Below are 16,194 nucleotides of genomic sequence, written 5' to 3'. Positions count from 1 at the left end.
ACTTGTGATATAGGATAAAATTTATGAAAACTCCATTTAGTTGGCGACATATTGAAATTTTTCATGCAGTGATGACCACACAAAACCTAACCGAAGCGGCAGATTTACTGAAAACGTCTCAACCCACAGTCAGTCGCGAACTATCACGTCTTGAACAGCTATTGTCATTTAAGCTATTTGATAGAATTAAAGGTCGCCTACAACCTACCACGGAGGGATTAAGATTTTTTGAAGAGGTACAGCGCTCTTATTATGGACTTGATCGCATTATTACCGCAGCCAATAGTATTCGCCATTTTCATCAAGCGGAATTAAATATCACCTGTTTACCGGCATTTGCTCAATCACTATTACCCTCAATTTGCCAACAATTTCTCAGCCAATATCCCGAGGTTAATTTAACGATAGTGCCACAGGAGTCTCCTTTATTAGAGGAGTGGTTATCTGCACAACATTATGACTTAGGGCTAACAGAGCACACACAAACACCTGCCGGAACCCAACAAGAAACACTGCTAACGTTAAATGAAGTCGCTATTTTGCCAAAGTCTCATGTGTTAAGTAAAAAAGCATTACTGCAGCCACAAGACTTTCATCAAACTCGTTTTATCAGCTTATCTGCTAATGATAGTTATCGACAACTTATTGATGCTATGTTTATTAAACAGGGGATCACTCGACAATTGATCATGGAAACACAAAGTGCGGCCTCAATTTGTGCCATGGTGAGTAAAGGCATTGGTGTTTCTATCGTTAACCCTATTACCGCCCTTGATTATCAATATAGTGATCTCTGTATACGGCCACTGAGTTTTACCATTCCATTTACGGTGAGTTTGATCACACCATCTCATCGCCCCTCATCACAACTTGTGCGCTATTTTATTGATGTGATGAAAACCACTTTAGCTAATTACCCAAAACAATTAACTCACGCGTTCACCCGATAATGACAACCAATGAGGCGAAGAAGCAAACCAGTCAACCAGAAAATCCAGTAAAACACGCACGGCTGCGGGCATATTTTGTCGGCTCGCTAACACGGCATAAATTCCCATAGGCTGTGGCTGATAATCCGCTAACAAAATTTCTAACTCACCCCGTTCAAGATAGGGTTTTGCTGAGCAGTAAGGTTGTAAGGAGACTCCGGCACCTTGCAAAGTGGCTTGCAATAACACAACAGACTCATTGGCACTTAAATTACCACCTACAGGAACAGAATAACGCTCATCACCTAAACTAAACTCCCACAAGCTACTGCCAAAAAAGCGATATGTGAGACATTGATGATAAGTCAAATCATCCGGCGTGTTAGGGATACCATGTTTAGCTAAATAATCTTTATGAGCACAAACCACAGAAAGACATTTTGCTAAAGGGCGGGCTATCAGATTAGGCTCTAAATGGTTGGTAATACGCAATGCAATATCAATACGCTCTTCAATAAGATTGACTGTCTGATTAGATATCTGCAAATCGACTGCAATAAGAGGATAAAGTTGTATAAATTCAGTTATAGCCACAGATAATGCACAATTAGCGAGTGATTGTGCCGTTGTAATACGCACCAGCCCACTGATTTGGTGACTCTCTTTGGGAATATTCGCGGGAATACGCTCGGCCATCTCTAGCAGTTGTAAACTTTGTTGATAAACTAATTCTCCCACGGAAGTCAGGCTCTGCTTACGGGTTGTTCTATGCAACAAACGCACCCCAGCCCACTCCTCCATTTCATTAAGGTAGCGCGTCACCATTGCTCTAGACATACCTAGATAATCAGCAGCTTTAATCATGCTACCTTGCTTAACGATGGTCACAAAAACTTCTGATGCTTTAATTTTGTCCATATTATTTGCTCGATTTATGCAACAATGTATTCACCAAAACAGGGTTTTTCTCCCATTTCATGCAACCTATTATAGAACGCATCAACATGATGGAGAAAATAAAGATGAAAAAATTACTTCCTTTAACACTTGCAACTACTGCGTTTTTCGCCACTTCTGTTATGGCAACAGAGTTAACATTAGATATCTACAATCCCGGTGATGCCAGTGTATTCCCTGTTTCATCTGAAATCATTTATGGTGATAAAGATGCTGTCTTAATCGATGCTCAATTCCAAAAAAATGATGCTCAAGCCTTAGTCGATAAAATTAAAGCATCAGGGAAAAACTTAACTTATATCTATATCAGCCATTCTGATCCCGATTTTTATTTTGGGTTAGATGTCATTACTGAAGCATTTCCAAATGCTAAAGTGATTGCCTCAGCTCCCACCGTCAAAATCATTAATGAAACCCAAGCAGGAAAACTTGCCTACTGGGGGCCTGTCCTCAAAGACAATGCCCCTAAAAAAGTTATCATTCCTGAAGTCGTTACTGGTGATAGTTTTTCTCTTGAAGGTGAAAAACTCTATATCAAAGGATTAGATAGCCAATCTCCAGAAAGAACCTATGTTTATGTGCCAAAACTGAATGCTATTATGGGTGGGGTAATACTGTCTGAAAATATTCATGTGTGGCTAGCAGATACTCAATCTAAAGCACAACGCCAATATTGGCTAGAAGCGTTACAACAGATTAAAACGTTATCACCTAAAACGGTTATTCCAGGACATTATGTTCCAAAAAGCAATTATGATATGCGTTCTGTTGATTTCACAATGAATTACCTTAAAGAGGCAGAAACTAAACTCGCTGAAACTCAAAACTCAGAACAATTTATTGCGGCGATGGAAAAAAGTTATCCTAACTTAGCAGATAAATCGAGTTTAGAGCTTAGCGCAAAAGTCCTTAAAGGAGAGATGAAATGGCCTCAGTAAGCCATATGAACCAAGAAAATAGCACTAAAAAGCTGCACTATATTTACGATCCACTTTGTGGGTGGTGCTACGGCATTGCCCCACTTATTGAAGTAGTGAGTCACGAATACCCACATGTACTAACACTACATGGTGGGGGATTATTTACCCCGACAAGAAAAGTGACAGGGGGCGATGCATGGAAAGAGCATGTTACCCCTATCGATGAACGTATTAGCCAGTTATCGGGGCAAGTTTTTAGTCAGCAATACCGCAATAACCTCGCCAATACAGAGATGACATTAAACTCACTGATGCCAATTGCAGCGATATTGGTAGCAAGAAAAATGGGCGATAGAGATGTCATGTTATTAAAAGCGTTACAAGATGCCTATTATCTTGATGGATTAAATATTAGTGATAAAGATGTGCTATTTTTTATCGTACAAAAGCTCGGGTTTGATATCACCCTCTTTTCGACGTTATTTACGCAAGTAAATGAGTATGAAATAACTCAACATATACAGCAAACTCAACAATTAATGCATCAAGTAAATGGTCGTGGTTTCCCAACGCTATGTATTGAAGATAACCAAACCTACCAGTTGATCCCAGTAGAGAATTATTTTGGCGATACAAAAAGTTGGACTTCTTTTCTAAAACAAACGCTGTAATACCTTACTGAAAATAGAGTAAATAATGATAGAGACTTGAAGGTGTAGACAAATTCTACACCTCACTCTTATTTAATATTCAGCAAGAAATATTAGCCTATTCAATACATTATTATTGTCTTTACTCTTAAAACAACTATCGCTGAAAATGCAAGGCAAGAGCCAAAGGCAATCTGCTTTATCTTCACATTAGTAAAAGCCCAAATAAGCATATAAATAACAATCCCTAATAGTGCAGCGAAAAAGAGGATATAAGGTAGTAGTTCTGTTCCACACCAAGCGCCTATGGCACTAAAAAGCTTTACATCACCCAACCCCAAAATAGTCTCTTGATATATCCAATAACCGAGCCAATAAATACTATAAAAAAACAAGCTTGCGACTAAACAGCCATAAAAAGAGCAAGTTGAAGAAATCACGCCATAAGGCGTTAAATTAAGCGTAATTCCAAAGAAAAGTAACCAAAAAGTTAAGTTATCAGGTAGCTGAAGATAATCTGCATCGAAAAACGAGAGAGTTAAGAGGTAAAAACTAAACAATAGAAATAATATTAATAACGAATAATTAGAAATAGTAAAAGACCAATAAAAACAGATAATTAAATAAACTTGCCACAATTGCTGATAACGAATAGGTGAGAGGCGTGCTAAAACAGAGGTAGAGAAATAATCGCTACCCCCTTTTAAAAAGGTAAAAAAGGCCATTGTAATCATGATGTTTTGCGGTAATAACATAAATATCTATCCTTGATATTTGCGAGTTCCTAATCTAGGACTCTAAAATAGAATGCTATTACTTCCAAGCAATGGTTGTTTTATCATATTGCAAACATGAAGTTTTACGACAAATCTCGCAAATAAAATCCAGCTATAATGATAGAAAAAGCCACCTGATAACTTGCATGAGCTAATGGCATGCGTATGATGCATATCACAATATCTTGTTTATCATGGTTAACATTTTACGTAAGGGTTTCACGTTATGCGTATTCCTCGCATTTATCATCCAGAGCCACTCAGTGCAGGTACACAAACTTCATTAGCAGAAGAAGCTGCAAATCACGTTGGACGAGTATTAAGAATGTCAAAAGGCCAAAAACTGGCACTTTTTGATGGCTCCAATCAAGTATTTGATGCTGATATTATCGAAAGTAGCAAAAAATCAGTGATTGTGCAGATTAATGAAGGACAAATGGATGATAGAGAATCCCCACTTGATCTTCATTTAGGCCAAGTACTTTCACGTGGTGAAAAAATGGAGTTTACTATCCAAAAGTCCGTTGAATTAGGTGTTAACACTATTACTCCGCTGATCTCTGAACGTTGTGGTGTTAAACTAGATCCTAGTCGTTTAGAAAAAAAGCATCAGCAATGGCAAAAAATTATTATCTCAGCCTGTGAACAATGTGGCAGAAATAAAATTCCACAGCTTATGCCGGTGATGTCATTAGAGGCGTGGTGTGCCCAAACGGATGATAGCTTAAAACTTAATTTACACCCTAGAGCAAGCCAAAGTATTAATACCTTGCCACTTCCAGTTAAAAAAGTACGACTATTAATTGGCCCTGAGGGGGGATTATCCCCTGAAGAAATTGCCATGACAGCAAAATACCATTTTACTGATATTTTATTAGGTCCTCGTGTATTAAGAACTGAAACAACAGCACTCACCGCAATCACCGCTTTGCAGGTTCGGTTCGGCGATCTGGGATAAAGGAGAAATAATGATTAAATTAGGTATTGTGATGGATCCTATTTCATCCATCAAAATTAAAAAAGATACCAGCTTTGCCATGTTACTCGAAGCACAGCGCCGTGGTTGGGAAATCCATTATATGGAAATGAACGATCTTTATCTTAATCAAGGTGAAGCCCGTGCTCACACACGTCTGTTAAGTGTAGAAGAAAACCCTGAAAAGTGGTTTGAATTTGGTCAAGAGCAGGATATTGCGTTAGGCTCCCTTGATACCATTTTAATGCGTAAAGATCCCCCATTCGATACCGAATTTATCTATGCTACCTATATTCTTGAACGTGCTGAAGATATGGGGACTTTAATTGTTAATAAACCACAAAGCTTACGTGATTGTAATGAAAAACTGTTTACAGCATGGTTCCCATCATTAACGCCAAACACATTAGTCACTCGAGAAGCCAAACACCTTCGCGCTTTCCATGAAAAACATGGTGATGTGATTTTTAAACCACTTGACGGTATGGGTGGCGCCTCTATTTTCCGCCTGAAAAAAGATGATCCAAACGTCGGTGTTATTATCGAAACCTTAACAGAGCACGGTCACCGTTTCTGTATGGCACAGAATTTCTTACCAGAAATTGTTGATGGTGATAAACGTATTCTGGTGGTTGATGGAGAGCCGGTTCCTTATTGCTTAGCTCGTATCCCTGCCAAAGGGGAAACCCGTGGTAACTTAGCTGCAGGTGGCCGTGGAGAAGCGCGCCCATTAACAGAAAGCGATTGGGCAATTGCACGCCAAGTAGCACCTATCTTAAAACAAAAAGGCCTTATTTTTGTTGGATTAGATGTTATTGGTGATCGTTTAACGGAAATTAATGTTACAAGCCCAACTTGTGCACGTGAGATTGAAGCAGCTTATCCTGAGGTTTCTATTACAGGTATGTTAATGGATGCTATTGAAGCTCGCCTTAACAAGAAAAACTAATTTTTAAACGATGTGTTTTAAGGTTTAAAAGTCTTTACCTAGCCCTTATATTAAACATTATCAATAGGGCTAGGTTTTTTAATAAAAACAATCAGAGAACAGTATTACTATTATGAATTTACTCAACCATTTTCTTATTGCTATGCCATCATTAAGCGATCCGCTCTTTCAACGCTCGGTCGTCTATGTTTGCGAACATAATGAAAACGGTGCAATGGGTTTAGTTATTAATAAGCCGATTGAAGATATCTCTATTGAAAGTGTCTTAGAGCAGTTGGAGATATTCTCAGCAGATAGAGATAGTGCGATTAGCTTACAAAAACCGGTTATGTCTGGTGGCCCTGTAGCGGAAGAGCATGGTTTTATCTTACACACCCCTGTTTCTGGTTTTAGCTCAAGTATTAAAATCAGCGATAGCACCATGATCACCACGTCAAAAGATGTGTTAGAAACATTAGGTACAGCAAGACAGCCTGAAAAAACCTTAGTCTCATTAGGATATTCCAGTTGGGAAAAAGGCCAGCTCGAGAGAGAAATTTTAGAAAATAGTTGGCTTACCGTTGAAGCAACCCCACAAATCATTTTTGATACCCCAATTGCAGAGCGTTGGCATAAAGCCGCCGAACTAATTGGTATCGATATCCACACAATTTCACCAACGGCTGGTCATGCATAATGTCAAATAGAACGGTAATGGGGTTTGATTTTGGCACCAAAAGTATTGGAGCCGCAATAGGTCAAGAAGTTACAGGGACAGCAAGGCCATTAGCCTCCTTTAAAGCTAAAGATGGTATTCCAGATTGGAGTCAAATCGAAAAAATCATTAAAGAATGGCAGCCGGATTTAGTGGTGGTGGGTTTGCCTCTTAATATGGACGGTACAGAACAGCTAGTGACTACCCAAGCCAAAAAATTTGCTAATCGCTTACATGGACGCTTTGGCGTACAAATCGCCTTACATGATGAGCGCCTTAGCACAGTAGAAGCCCGTGCTCACCTTTTTGAACAAGGGGGGTATCGTTCTTTAGATAAAGGCAGTGTTGATGCAACCTCTGCCGTTATTATTTTAGAAAGCTGGTTTGAACGGCAGTATTAATTTTCTTCATTGATGTGCTCATTGAGCAAACCTTCATATTGACGTTGTTGGCGACTTAAAGTGAAGGTTTGCATACCATATTCAAACCCAGTTTGCATTAATGTCGTCACTTGATGATATTTCCCTTCTCTGATCAGATGTGCAATCCCCTGCGTCATATACATCACTTCAAACAAAGCAACACGCCCGCCTTGTGTTGCAGGAACCAATTGCTGAGAAATAATTGCTTTTAAGCTCCCAGCTAATTGTGCCGAGATCCATTGTCGTTCATTGGATGAAAATACATTAGTGACACGCTCTAACGTTTGAACAACGCCTTGTGTATGTAATGTTGCTAGTACTAAATGCCCCGTTTCAGCCGCAATTAATGCCATTTTAATACTTTCTAGATCTCTTAATTCCCCTAGCATAATTACATCGGGATCTTGGCGTAATGCAGCTTCTATTGCACTCGCTATATTTTGTACATCGCGCCCTATTTCACGTTGTTGGATAATGCTTTGCTTATTGGTGTAAATAAACTCTATTGGCGCTTCCAAAGTAAGAATATGCTGACGCTTATGCTGATTGAGATAATCAATCATCGCCGCTAATGTGGATGATTTACCACTCCCTGTTGCTCCCGTCACTAAAATGAGTCCATTAGAAACATTATCTAATAATGCAGTGATTGATTTTGGTACGCGTAGTGATGTTAATGTCGGGAGTTGTGAATTTATCACTCTTAGTACTGCGGATATCCCTAATTGTTGGCGAAATAAATTCACTCGTAAGCGCTGCCCCTCAGCAAGAGTTATCGCCGTATCAACTTGCCCCTCCTTACCAAAAAATTGCAATTGCGCTGTGGTCAGATAAGGTGTTATCCATTTGAATAGCGTATCAGAAGTAATAGGTTTACATTGATTTTGTTGATAAAGTACGCCATTGATCCGTAATCGTGGCACATCGCCACAACAAAGGTGCAGATCGGAAGCATTATGCTTTACACTATATATAATTAATTTTTCCATATTCATCTTATTATCTCCTGAGTTGCCATGAATACTATTAAACAGAATCTCGTCAATGTCAGGTCTCACATTGACACCGCAGCGCAAAAATGCGGACGTTCTCCAGACGAAATAACTCTACTTGCAGTTAGTAAAACTAAGCCTGTGAGCGATATCGAAAAAGCAATTGCATGTGGACAAACTGAATTTGGTGAAAACTATGTGCAGGAAGGTGTAGATAAAATCAGCTATTTTGCTGAAAACAAAAATTTAGTTTGGCACTTTATTGGCCCATTGCAGTCCAATAAAACACGTCTTGTTGCTGAACATTTTGCCTGGTGCCATACCATAGATAGATTAAAAATAGCGCAAAGATTAAGTGATCAACGTCCAACTACGTTACCGCCACTAAATGTTTTGATCCAAATAAATATTAGTGATGAAAACAGTAAATCAGGGATCTCTCTTACCGAGCTTGATGGCCTTGCTGCACAAATATCCATTCTGCCAGGGATCAAACTGCGCGGACTAATGGCTATTCCTGCCCCAGAAAATGACTATAACAAGCAAGTCGAGGTACTAGAGAAAATGCATCAGGCATTTAAACAGTTACAAAATCAGTACCCCGATATTGATACATTGTCGATGGGAATGACTGGTGATATGGAAGCAGCAATTGCCTGTGGCTCAACACTGGTACGTATTGGAACGGCCATTTTTGGCGCTCGTGATTACGCCAATAAATAAAAAAGAGGTTAAATTAGTATGGAACATCGCAATATCGCTTTTATTGGTGCCGGAAATATGGCACACGCTATTATTGCAGGACTGGTTAATGGTGGTTATCCCGCAAAAAACATTACGGTAAGTTCACCTTCTGAGGTTCGACGTGAGCCTTTAGAAAAAGAGTTTGCCATACAGAGTACTTGCGACAACATCAGTGCTGTTGAAAATGCCGATGTCATCGTATTAGCCGTCAAACCACAAATGATGGCTGAAGTTTGTAAGCCATTACAACATATCGATTTTAGTCAAAAATTAGTGCTAACCATTGCCGCGGGTATTCCAGCTTCTCGTTATAATGATTATTTAGCCACTTCGCTACGACTGATCCGCATCATGCCAAATACCCCAGCACTGGTTGGCAAAGGGTTAAGCGGTATGTTTGCTCAAAACACTATTACCCCTGAAGATAAACAATTTGCTGATGCGTTAATGAAAAGTGTCGGTACGACGGTTTGGGTAGAGCAAGAATCAGCTATCAATGATATTATCGCCGTTGCGGGTAGTGCGCCTGCTTATTTCTTCTTGTTTATGGAATCTATGCAACAAGAAGCCGAGCGCTTAGGTTTTTCAGCCGACGTAGCAAGAGCTATTGTACAACAAGCAGCCAGTGGCTCTACTGCATTAGCTGAAAAACAAAATAGCTTACCTTTTTCAACATTACGTGAACAAGTAACGTCAAAAGGTGGCACAACAGCTGCAGCATTGGCACAATTCTATGCAGGTAAATTACCTGAGAATGTTGCTTTAGCGATGCAAGCGGCGATTAAACGAGCGCAAGAAATGGAAAAACAGTTTTAATTTCATCAGGGCCAACTAATGAACTTTTTAAATTTCGTCATTCTGACTCTTATTCAACTCTATATTTCCGTGCTACTACTTCGTGTATGGATGCAATGTGTAAGAGCTGATTTTTATAATCCGTTTTCACAATTTGTGGTTAAAATTACCCAACCTGTTGTGCGTCCATTAAGAAGAATTATCCCCTCTATTGGCTCTATTGATACAGCTTCGGTCATCTTGGCATATGTTTTAGTGTTATTAGAAATTATCCTCCCTTCTTACTTATCCGGAGCAGGTGGTGCTATTCCGTTTTCTTTAGTCCTACCCTTCGCATTTATTGAATTACTCACCGCAGCAGGTAAGATTATTTTTTGGATGATTATCATCCGTGCAATTCTCAGTTGGGTCAGTCAAGGACGTAATCCTATCGATCATCTGCTCTTCCAATTAACTGAGCCTTTAATGGCCCCTATTCGCCGTGTTATTCCGGCAATGGGAGGATTAGATTTCTCAGCCATGATTGTTATCCTGATCCTTTATGCCCTTAATTATTTACGTGTAGATGTTTTACAGTGGCTAATCAACATGACACTTTACTAAGGAAGATAATATGCAAAAAGTGGTTCTTGCTACTGGAAACCCCGGTAAAGTAACAGAGTTAGCCTCATTACTCGCTGATTTTGGTTTAGATATTGTCGCACAAACTGAGCTAGGTGTTGGCTCAGTTGAAGAAACAGGTCTTACTTTTGTAGAAAACGCACTAATTAAGGCGCGTCATGCTGCCAAAGTAACAGGTTTACCGGCCATAGCTGATGATTCAGGGATCTCGGTTGATGCATTAGGTGGTGCTCCGGGCATTTACTCTGCTCGTTATGCTGGTATTGAGGCAACCGATCAGCAAAATGTAGATAAATTACTCGAAGCAATGAAAGATGTTCCCGCAGAGAAACGTCAAGCTCAGTTTAACTGTGTGTTAGTTTATCTACGCCATGAAAACGATCCCACTCCGCTAATTTTCCATGGTATTTGGCAAGGTGTGTTAACTCAAGAAATGCAAGGTGATGGTGGATTTGGTTATGATCCTATTTTCTTTATCCCTGAGCTAAATTGCACTGCGGCACAGTTAACCAGAGAGCAAAAAAATCAATACTCTCACCGTGGTAAAGCACTAAAACTAATGTTGGATGCACTTAAGAATGCTTAAGTTACCACCATTAAGTTTGTATATTCATATTCCTTGGTGTGTACAAAAATGCCCTTATTGTGATTTTAATTCTCACACCTTAAAAGGCGAAGTTCCACATCAGGAATATGTGCAACATCTGCTCAATGATTTAGATGCTGATCTTACTCATGTTGGCTCTCGTGAAGTGCAAACTATCTTTATTGGTGGTGGCACGCCAAGCCTATTAAGTGCTGAATCAATGGCTGATTTACTGTATGGCGTAAAAGAGCGCATAGCCGTTGCTCCTGATGCTGAAATTACGATGGAAGCCAATCCTGGTACGGTTGAAGCTGAACGATTTGCCGGTTTTCAACGTGCGGGAATTAACCGTATATCCATTGGTGTACAAAGTTTTGGTAATGATAAACTGATCCGCTTAGGGCGCATTCATGATGCCGATGAAGCTAAAAATGCCGCGAGACTAGCAAAAGAGTTAGGCTTACGTAGCTTTAATCTTGATTTAATGCATGGCTTACCTGACCAATCATTATCTCAAGCACTTTCAGATCTACAACAAGCAATCGCTTTATCTCCCCCACATCTTTCTTGGTATCAATTAACTATTGAACCCAATACACAATTTGGCTCCCGTCCGCCTAAATTACCTGATGATGATATGTTATGGGATATTTTTTCTGAAGGTGACAAATTACTTACCGCAGCAGGATATCAACAATATGAAACATCGGCTTATTGTAAGCCAGGTTTTCAATGTCAACATAACCTAAACTATTGGCGTTTTGGGGATTATTTAGGTATTGGCTGTGGTGCTCATGGAAAAATAAGTTTTGCCGATGGCCGAATTATGAGAACGGTAAAAACCAAACATCCTAAAGGTTTTATGGCAGGACGTTATCTTCACCAGCAAAATTGGGTTGATAATGATGACCGTCCATTTGAATTTTTTATGAACCGTTTTCGGTTATTAGAAGCTTTTCCTCGGCAAGATTTTAGCGACTACACGGGGCTTGCACAAGAGACTATCCGTAGGCAAATCGATGAAGCACTCGCATTAGGTTATATCAGTGAAACAGAAACCCATTGGCAGATAACGCCCCACGGTAAACTGTTTCTTAATTCATTACTTGAACTCTTTCTTTAATACGAAAATTCACTTATTTCGTTAATAAGCAAATGCCCATACTGTTCATTTACACTATGGGCATAATTTATTTATCGGCGCTTATAACCACTATCACTGATTTTAAAGTGCACTTTGCACCGCTTCAATTTGCTGAGTAAGACTTTCTAATCCACCACCAGAGAGATACCAAAGATCAGATTGCAGATAAACAATACCACCATTTTTATAAGCAGAAGTTGTTTTCACTTCATCATTTTCAAAAGTGGCTTTCTCTAATTTACCGGCACCAATGGCTTCACTGCGATCGATAATAAAAATAACATCCGGATTTACTTTGGCGATCATTTCAGAAGTAACCACGCGACGTTTGCCTTTCTCTTCTTCAGCAACAGGTGGTAATTCTGCTTTCTTCGCTTTAACCACATCGTAAATCACGCTTTGGTTATTGGGCATTAAATTGCCTGCATTGTGCAGTAAGACCAACACTTTTTTATCTGATCCTGCCGCTTTTTTCTGAGCCTGTTCAATTACGGTATTCAATGTTGCTAATTGTGCTTGAGTAGCTTGTTGCTTATCAAATAATTCACCTATTAATTGAATATTCGCTTCCACTGAATCAAGATAATTCGCACTATTTGCGCCTAAATTAATAGTGGGGGCAATGTTTGTGAGTTTCTCATAAGAAGCACCTTGACGACCGGTAATAATAATTAAATCAGGTTTAAGCTCAGCGAGTTTCTCAAAATCAGGGGCTTTCATTCCCCCAACATTAGCTACATCATTCGCAATACGCCCTTTAATATATTCAGGTGCATTTCCTAATGGTAAACCAACCACTTTATCCGCTAAACCTAATGCAACTAAAGAGTCATATAGACCAAAATCAAATAGTACAACCTTAGACGGATTTTTAGATACTGCGGTTTCACCTAATAGGTGCTTGATAACAACTTTATCATTTTGCTGTTCAACAATTTGATTAGGCTGGTATGTAACTGAGGTATTACTTAATGCAGAAAAACTACTAACTGACAGAAGAGAGGCAGTAACTAACGCAAGGATCTTTTTCATGAATTTAGCCCTGTTTAAGTGGAATACTTAAGCAGGGCATTCTAAACAGCTTACTTTACATGTCAATTGAATAAGAATGATTTTCATTGTTATTTTCAACTATTGTGAATCAACAATCTATAACTCTTATTTACTGTAAGGATAAGGCTATTTGTTTAGTGAATTTATCAATTCGACACGTTGGTTTTCCATTTGGGTGATTTTATTACACGCCTGCTGCCCAAATTGATTAAATGAAGCTTCTTGTTGCTTCCACTCTTTTTCGATGATTTGCTGAAAACCATCAAGATTACCTAATAATCCACTTAAGGCTTTTTTCCTATCACCACTCGCAGCAGCTAGTAATTGTTTTTGTCCTAATTCATTAATGCTATCTTGCAACATCCCCCCAAGGCTACTCTCAATTATTTCTCGCCCTTTGGTTTCGACCTGTTTAATCGCTTGAGCATGGAATGTGACATTATCAGGCTTGAGCGAAATAACAGTATCCATTTGTTGATTAAGATTTTTTTCTAAGTCACTTAAGCGCTTTAAAATACGGCTATCTTGCCCAAAGGCTTCAATAACAACTTTATCCAGTACTTTTCTTGACTCTTGTAATTTAATTCCCGTCTCTTTTCTTAACCAAGGAATATCTTGCCTAACTGTCGCTTGATATTTTTTCGCAATAGCTTGTTGCTCAGGGGTTAGTGTGACGCTCTTTTCATCGCGCAGTAACGTGCCATCGGGATAAATAACAAGTAAACCATTAGAGCCGGTCACTTCAACAAATTCAGGTGTAATACGTAAATCATCTTTTGGCGTGACAGCACAGTCAAAACTGGGTGCAGCAGTGGCTGAACTTGCGACAAAAACCAATGCAACGACCAACTTTTTAAATCCCATAATCGCTCTCCTAGAAGCGTATTGAACTACTTTTTTACCTAACATTCGCATTATTGGCGTCTACAGCCACTTAAAATATTGAGCGCCCTACTTTGTTTGCTAATAATTCAAGGGCAGCACACCCCGCCAATGAGTTACCAGATTTATCCAATTCTGGTGACCATACTGCTACGGTAAAGGCATCAGGAACCACAGCAATAATACCGCCTCCCACCCCAGACTTACCGGGAATACCGATACGGAAAGCAAACTCTCCCGCACCATCATACATACCACAAGTTAACATTAACGCATTTATTTGTCGGGCTTGTCTTGGCGTAATAATCTGATTTTTACTTCCAACACATATTCCTTGATTCGCTAAGTAGCTAAAACAACGAACAAGCTCTACACAACTCATTTCAATCGAGCAATAGTGAAAATAGGTTTCTAATACGGTGATAACATCATTATCAAAATTATCAAACGATTTCATCAGATAGGCAATGGCAGCATTGCGACTTAAATGTTCCATCTCTGATTTTGCCACAACGGTGTTATAGCAAATATCAGCTGTATTCGTCAGTGCACGAATAACTTCTAACATTCTCTGTTTTGGCGCACTTAATCGCGATTGCAACATATCCGTAATCACTATCGCTCCAGCATTGATAAAAGGATTACGTGGTAGCCCTTTTTCCATTTCTAACTGAATTAACGAATTAAAAGGTAATCCTGAAGGCTCTTTGCCTACTCGTTGCCAAATCTCGCTTTCATCATAACGTGTTAACGCAAGGGTTAAGCTAAGTACTTTTGATATAGACTGAATAGAGAAACGTTTATCGGCCATACCCGCTTGATAAAGCTCACCATCAACTGTATACACGGCCATAGCCAGTTGATTAGCAGGTACTTGAGCGAGAGCAGGAATATAATCTGCTACTTTTCCTTGCCCAATTAAAGGACGAATTTGTTGCAATATATCTGACAATAATGCGTTAGATAACGTTGTAGTCACAGCTGATTCCCTAGACAGACAAGGGCATCCTGTTGGATGCCCTTGTGATTATTTGCTAAAAATGTATAACTTTTTATTAGTCCCACCAAACGTCAAATAGTTCAGAGGTCTGTACATCTTGCATATTTTTTTCTTTTAAGTAGTTTTCTACTAATTGACGATGCTCTTCGGTACATTTGCCAATTTTTTGTAGACAGATCAGGCCTTCCCAACTCAGATAACCACTCGCATCAAATGCCAGCCCATTTGGCTCTATCACATTAAGGATAAAGTCATCAACAAAGCTGTCGACCTCCTCAATAGGGGTATTTTCTGGGAACGTCCATTTAACTGAAAAACCTAATTCCTGAAATTCATCGATACGCATTTTTTTGCGTAAACGGCGACTACGTTGTTTAGCCATTATTTTACCCTCTTAAACATAAGATCCCATACTCCATGCCCTAAACGATGACCGCGTTGTTCAAACTTAGTCACGGGGCGTGTTTCTGGTCGTGGTACATAATCCTGAGTTTCTGATAAGTTCTGATATCCATCAACACTTGTCATAACTTCAAGCATATGTTCTGCATAGGGTTCCCAATCTGTTGCCATATGGAAAACACCGTTTGGCGCTAATTTAGTTAAAATTAACTCTGCAAATGGTACTTGCACAATACGACGTTTATTATGACGCGCTTTGTGCCATGGATCAGGAAAAAACAACTGAACCATCTGTAAACTATTATCTGGGATCATGTGATTGAGTACTTCTATCGCATCATGACACATAACTCGCAGATTTGAGATATTCTCTTCTTGTGCACTGGCAAGGCAAGCACCTACACCGGGGGCATGTACCTCAATACCAAAGTAATTATTTTCTGGCGAATTTTTTGCCATAGTCACCAACGAAGCGCCCATTCCAAAACCAATTTCTAAAACAACAGGGGCGTTACGTCCAAAAACCTGACTGAAGTCGATAGGTTCCGGTTGATATTCAATGCCAAAGATAGGCCATTGCTTTTCTAATGCTTGTTCCTGACGAGGAGTTAAACGGCCTTGTCGGCGAACAAAACTACGAACGCGTCGTAAAGCACGCCCTTCTTCATTGAATTCCGGAGAAATTACATTCTTGATCATGTC

20 protein-coding genes are annotated in these 16,194 nt (G+C 39.4%); 12 read left to right on the top strand and 8 right to left on the bottom strand.

All coding sequences use genetic code 11. The features are described 5' to 3' along the window. Positions 1-23: 23 nt before the first annotated feature. Complete coding sequence (locus AACV00_RS12915; protein ID WP_004244812.1) at positions 24-950, top strand: LysR family transcriptional regulator; 927 nt, start codon at positions 24-26, stop codon at positions 948-950. Here the strand turns inward: AACV00_RS12915 and AACV00_RS12910 are convergent. Further along, complete coding sequence (locus AACV00_RS12910; protein ID WP_004244813.1) at positions 927-1,847, bottom strand: LysR family transcriptional regulator; 921 nt, start codon at positions 1,845-1,847, stop codon at positions 927-929. The genes AACV00_RS12915 and AACV00_RS12910 overlap by 24 nt on opposite strands. A 104-nt stretch (positions 1,848-1,951) precedes the next feature. Here AACV00_RS12910 and AACV00_RS12905 point away from each other — a divergent pair, with 104 nt between their 5' ends. After that, positions 1,952-2,824, top strand: a complete 873-nt coding sequence (locus AACV00_RS12905) for an MBL fold metallo-hydrolase (protein ID WP_036908321.1) — start codon at positions 1,952-1,954, stop codon at positions 2,822-2,824. Further along, positions 2,812-3,477, top strand: coding sequence for a DsbA family protein (locus AACV00_RS12900; protein ID WP_017628339.1), 666 nt, complete (start codon positions 2,812-2,814; stop codon positions 3,475-3,477). Before AACV00_RS12905 ends, AACV00_RS12900 begins: the two co-directional genes overlap by 13 nt. A 101-nt stretch (positions 3,478-3,578) precedes the next feature. Here AACV00_RS12900 and AACV00_RS12895 read toward each other — a convergent pair whose 3' ends face one another. Further along, entirely contained in the window at positions 3,579-4,211 is a 633-nt protein-coding gene (locus AACV00_RS12895) for a prepilin peptidase (protein ID WP_017827571.1), read from the bottom strand. 247 nt (positions 4,212-4,458) lie between these two features. Between AACV00_RS12895 and rsmE the strand changes: the two genes are divergently transcribed. The 4 genes from rsmE to ruvX all read left to right on the top strand — a co-directional run bounded on the left by rsmE (position 4,459) and on the right by ruvX (position 7,252). After that, positions 4,459-5,190 (top strand): 16S rRNA (uracil(1498)-N(3))-methyltransferase, encoded by a 732-nt coding sequence (gene rsmE / locus AACV00_RS12890; protein WP_004244819.1) that lies wholly within the window; start codon positions 4,459-4,461, stop codon positions 5,188-5,190. A gap of 10 nt (positions 5,191-5,200) precedes the next feature. After that, positions 5,201-6,157, top strand: a complete 957-nt coding sequence (gene gshB / locus AACV00_RS12885) for a glutathione synthase (RefSeq protein WP_004244820.1) — start codon at positions 5,201-5,203, stop codon at positions 6,155-6,157. A 112-nt stretch (positions 6,158-6,269) separates the two neighbouring features. After that, positions 6,270-6,833, top strand: coding sequence for a YqgE/AlgH family protein (locus tag AACV00_RS12880; protein ID WP_004244821.1), 564 nt, complete (start codon positions 6,270-6,272; stop codon positions 6,831-6,833). Beyond that, on the top strand, positions 6,833-7,252 hold the full coding sequence (gene ruvX, locus AACV00_RS12875) for a Holliday junction resolvase RuvX (protein WP_004247382.1): 420 nt from the start codon (positions 6,833-6,835) through the stop codon (positions 7,250-7,252). The genes AACV00_RS12880 and ruvX overlap by 1 nt, the downstream gene beginning before the upstream one ends. Here the strand turns inward: ruvX and AACV00_RS12870 are convergent. Beyond that, positions 7,249-8,268, bottom strand: a complete 1,020-nt coding sequence (locus AACV00_RS12870; protein ID WP_004252277.1) for a type IV pilus twitching motility protein PilT — start codon at positions 8,266-8,268, stop codon at positions 7,249-7,251. The two genes, ruvX and AACV00_RS12870, sit on opposite strands and share 4 nt — an antisense overlap. A gap of 21 nt (positions 8,269-8,289) precedes the next feature. On the opposite strand from AACV00_RS12870, the gene AACV00_RS12865 reads away from it, so the two are divergent. From AACV00_RS12865 to hemW, 5 genes are read left to right on the top strand one after another with little or no spacing between them, the layout of a single operon-like run. Continuing rightward, positions 8,290-8,988 (top strand): YggS family pyridoxal phosphate-dependent enzyme, encoded by a 699-nt coding sequence (locus tag AACV00_RS12865; protein ID WP_004244825.1) that lies wholly within the window; start codon positions 8,290-8,292, stop codon positions 8,986-8,988. An 18-nt stretch (positions 8,989-9,006) separates the two neighbouring features. Next, the gene (gene proC / locus AACV00_RS12860) at positions 9,007-9,825 is read left to right on the top strand and encodes a pyrroline-5-carboxylate reductase (RefSeq protein ID WP_004252280.1); all 819 of its coding nucleotides are present in this window, start codon (positions 9,007-9,009) and stop codon (positions 9,823-9,825) included. Between the two features lie 18 nt (positions 9,826-9,843). Further along, entirely contained in the window at positions 9,844-10,407 is a 564-nt protein-coding gene (locus AACV00_RS12855) for a YggT family protein (RefSeq protein ID WP_004247379.1), read from the top strand. Positions 10,408-10,417: 10 nt separating this feature from the next. Then, the gene (locus AACV00_RS12850; RefSeq protein WP_004244829.1) at positions 10,418-11,011 is read left to right on the top strand and encodes an XTP/dITP diphosphatase; all 594 of its coding nucleotides are present in this window, start codon (positions 10,418-10,420) and stop codon (positions 11,009-11,011) included. Continuing rightward, positions 11,004-12,134, top strand: coding sequence for a radical SAM family heme chaperone HemW (gene hemW / locus AACV00_RS12845; protein WP_004244830.1), 1,131 nt, complete (start codon positions 11,004-11,006; stop codon positions 12,132-12,134). Before AACV00_RS12850 ends, hemW begins: the two co-directional genes overlap by 8 nt. Positions 12,135-12,236: 102 nt before the next feature. Here the strand turns inward: hemW and AACV00_RS12840 are convergent, their stop codons facing one another. The 5 genes from AACV00_RS12840 to trmB all read right to left on the bottom strand — a co-directional run bounded on the left by AACV00_RS12840 (position 12,237) and on the right by trmB (position 16,191). Then, on the bottom strand, positions 12,237-13,187 hold the full coding sequence (locus AACV00_RS12840; RefSeq protein ID WP_113977038.1) for a siderophore ABC transporter substrate-binding protein: 951 nt from the start codon (positions 13,185-13,187) through the stop codon (positions 12,237-12,239). Positions 13,188-13,334: 147 nt separating this feature from the next. After that, a complete protein-coding gene (locus tag AACV00_RS12835) occupies positions 13,335-14,072 on the bottom strand; it encodes a YggN family protein (protein ID WP_017827576.1) in 738 nt (245 codons plus the stop codon). Positions 14,073-14,142: 70 nt separating this feature from the next. Further along, entirely contained in the window at positions 14,143-15,069 is a 927-nt protein-coding gene (glsB, locus tag AACV00_RS12830; RefSeq protein WP_012367555.1) for a glutaminase B, read from the bottom strand. 76 nt (positions 15,070-15,145) lie between these two features. Continuing rightward, on the bottom strand, positions 15,146-15,472 hold the full coding sequence (locus tag AACV00_RS12825; RefSeq protein WP_004244834.1) for a YggL family protein: 327 nt from the start codon (positions 15,470-15,472) through the stop codon (positions 15,146-15,148). Beyond that, positions 15,472-16,191 (bottom strand): tRNA (guanosine(46)-N7)-methyltransferase TrmB, encoded by a 720-nt coding sequence (gene trmB / locus AACV00_RS12820; protein WP_004244835.1) that lies wholly within the window; start codon positions 16,189-16,191, stop codon positions 15,472-15,474. The genes AACV00_RS12825 and trmB overlap by 1 nt, the downstream gene beginning before the upstream one ends. Positions 16,192-16,194: the final 3 nt, after the last annotated feature.

The organism is Proteus sp. G3927 (assembly GCF_963894685.1).
In the GTDB taxonomy this organism is placed as follows: domain Bacteria; phylum Pseudomonadota; class Gammaproteobacteria; order Enterobacterales; family Enterobacteriaceae; genus Proteus; species Proteus mirabilis.
Note: the sequence above shows the minus strand (reverse complement) of the source record. Positions and strands in the feature narration are given on the sequence as shown.

Excerpts from the sequence above, each read along its gene's own strand:
- AACV00_RS12900 (WP_017628339.1), top strand. The coding sequence starts at position 2,812 with ATGGCCTCAGTAAGCCATATGAACCAAGAAAATAGCACTAAAAAGCTG.
- AACV00_RS12870 (WP_004252277.1), bottom strand. The coding sequence starts at position 8,268 with ATGAATATGGAAAAATTAATTATATATAGTGTAAAGCATAATGCTTCC.
- AACV00_RS12895 (WP_017827571.1), bottom strand. The coding sequence starts at position 4,211 with ATGTTATTACCGCAAAACATCATGATTACAATGGCCTTTTTTACCTTT.
- trmB (WP_004244835.1), bottom strand. The coding sequence starts at position 16,191 with ATGATCAAGAATGTAATTTCTCCGGAATTCAATGAAGAAGGGCGTGCT.
- hemW (WP_004244830.1), top strand. The coding sequence starts at position 11,004 with ATGCTTAAGTTACCACCATTAAGTTTGTATATTCATATTCCTTGGTGT.
- AACV00_RS12850 (WP_004244829.1), top strand. The coding sequence starts at position 10,418 with ATGCAAAAAGTGGTTCTTGCTACTGGAAACCCCGGTAAAGTAACAGAG.
- gshB (WP_004244820.1), top strand. The coding sequence starts at position 5,201 with ATGATTAAATTAGGTATTGTGATGGATCCTATTTCATCCATCAAAATT.
- AACV00_RS12825 (WP_004244834.1), bottom strand. The coding sequence starts at position 15,472 with ATGGCTAAACAACGTAGTCGCCGTTTACGCAAAAAAATGCGTATCGAT.
- AACV00_RS12905 (WP_036908321.1), top strand. The coding sequence starts at position 1,952 with ATGAAAAAATTACTTCCTTTAACACTTGCAACTACTGCGTTTTTCGCC.
- AACV00_RS12910 (WP_004244813.1), bottom strand. The coding sequence starts at position 1,847 with ATGGACAAAATTAAAGCATCAGAAGTTTTTGTGACCATCGTTAAGCAA.
- AACV00_RS12880 (WP_004244821.1), top strand. The coding sequence starts at position 6,270 with ATGAATTTACTCAACCATTTTCTTATTGCTATGCCATCATTAAGCGAT.
- rsmE (WP_004244819.1), top strand. The coding sequence starts at position 4,459 with ATGCGTATTCCTCGCATTTATCATCCAGAGCCACTCAGTGCAGGTACA.
- AACV00_RS12865 (WP_004244825.1), top strand. The coding sequence starts at position 8,290 with ATGAATACTATTAAACAGAATCTCGTCAATGTCAGGTCTCACATTGAC.
- AACV00_RS12855 (WP_004247379.1), top strand. The coding sequence starts at position 9,844 with ATGAACTTTTTAAATTTCGTCATTCTGACTCTTATTCAACTCTATATT.
- AACV00_RS12840 (WP_113977038.1), bottom strand. The coding sequence starts at position 13,187 with ATGAAAAAGATCCTTGCGTTAGTTACTGCCTCTCTTCTGTCAGTTAGT.
- AACV00_RS12835 (WP_017827576.1), bottom strand. The coding sequence starts at position 14,072 with ATGGGATTTAAAAAGTTGGTCGTTGCATTGGTTTTTGTCGCAAGTTCA.
- AACV00_RS12915 (WP_004244812.1), top strand. The coding sequence starts at position 24 with ATGAAAACTCCATTTAGTTGGCGACATATTGAAATTTTTCATGCAGTG.
- proC (WP_004252280.1), top strand. The coding sequence starts at position 9,007 with ATGGAACATCGCAATATCGCTTTTATTGGTGCCGGAAATATGGCACAC.
- ruvX (WP_004247382.1), top strand. The coding sequence starts at position 6,833 with ATGTCAAATAGAACGGTAATGGGGTTTGATTTTGGCACCAAAAGTATT.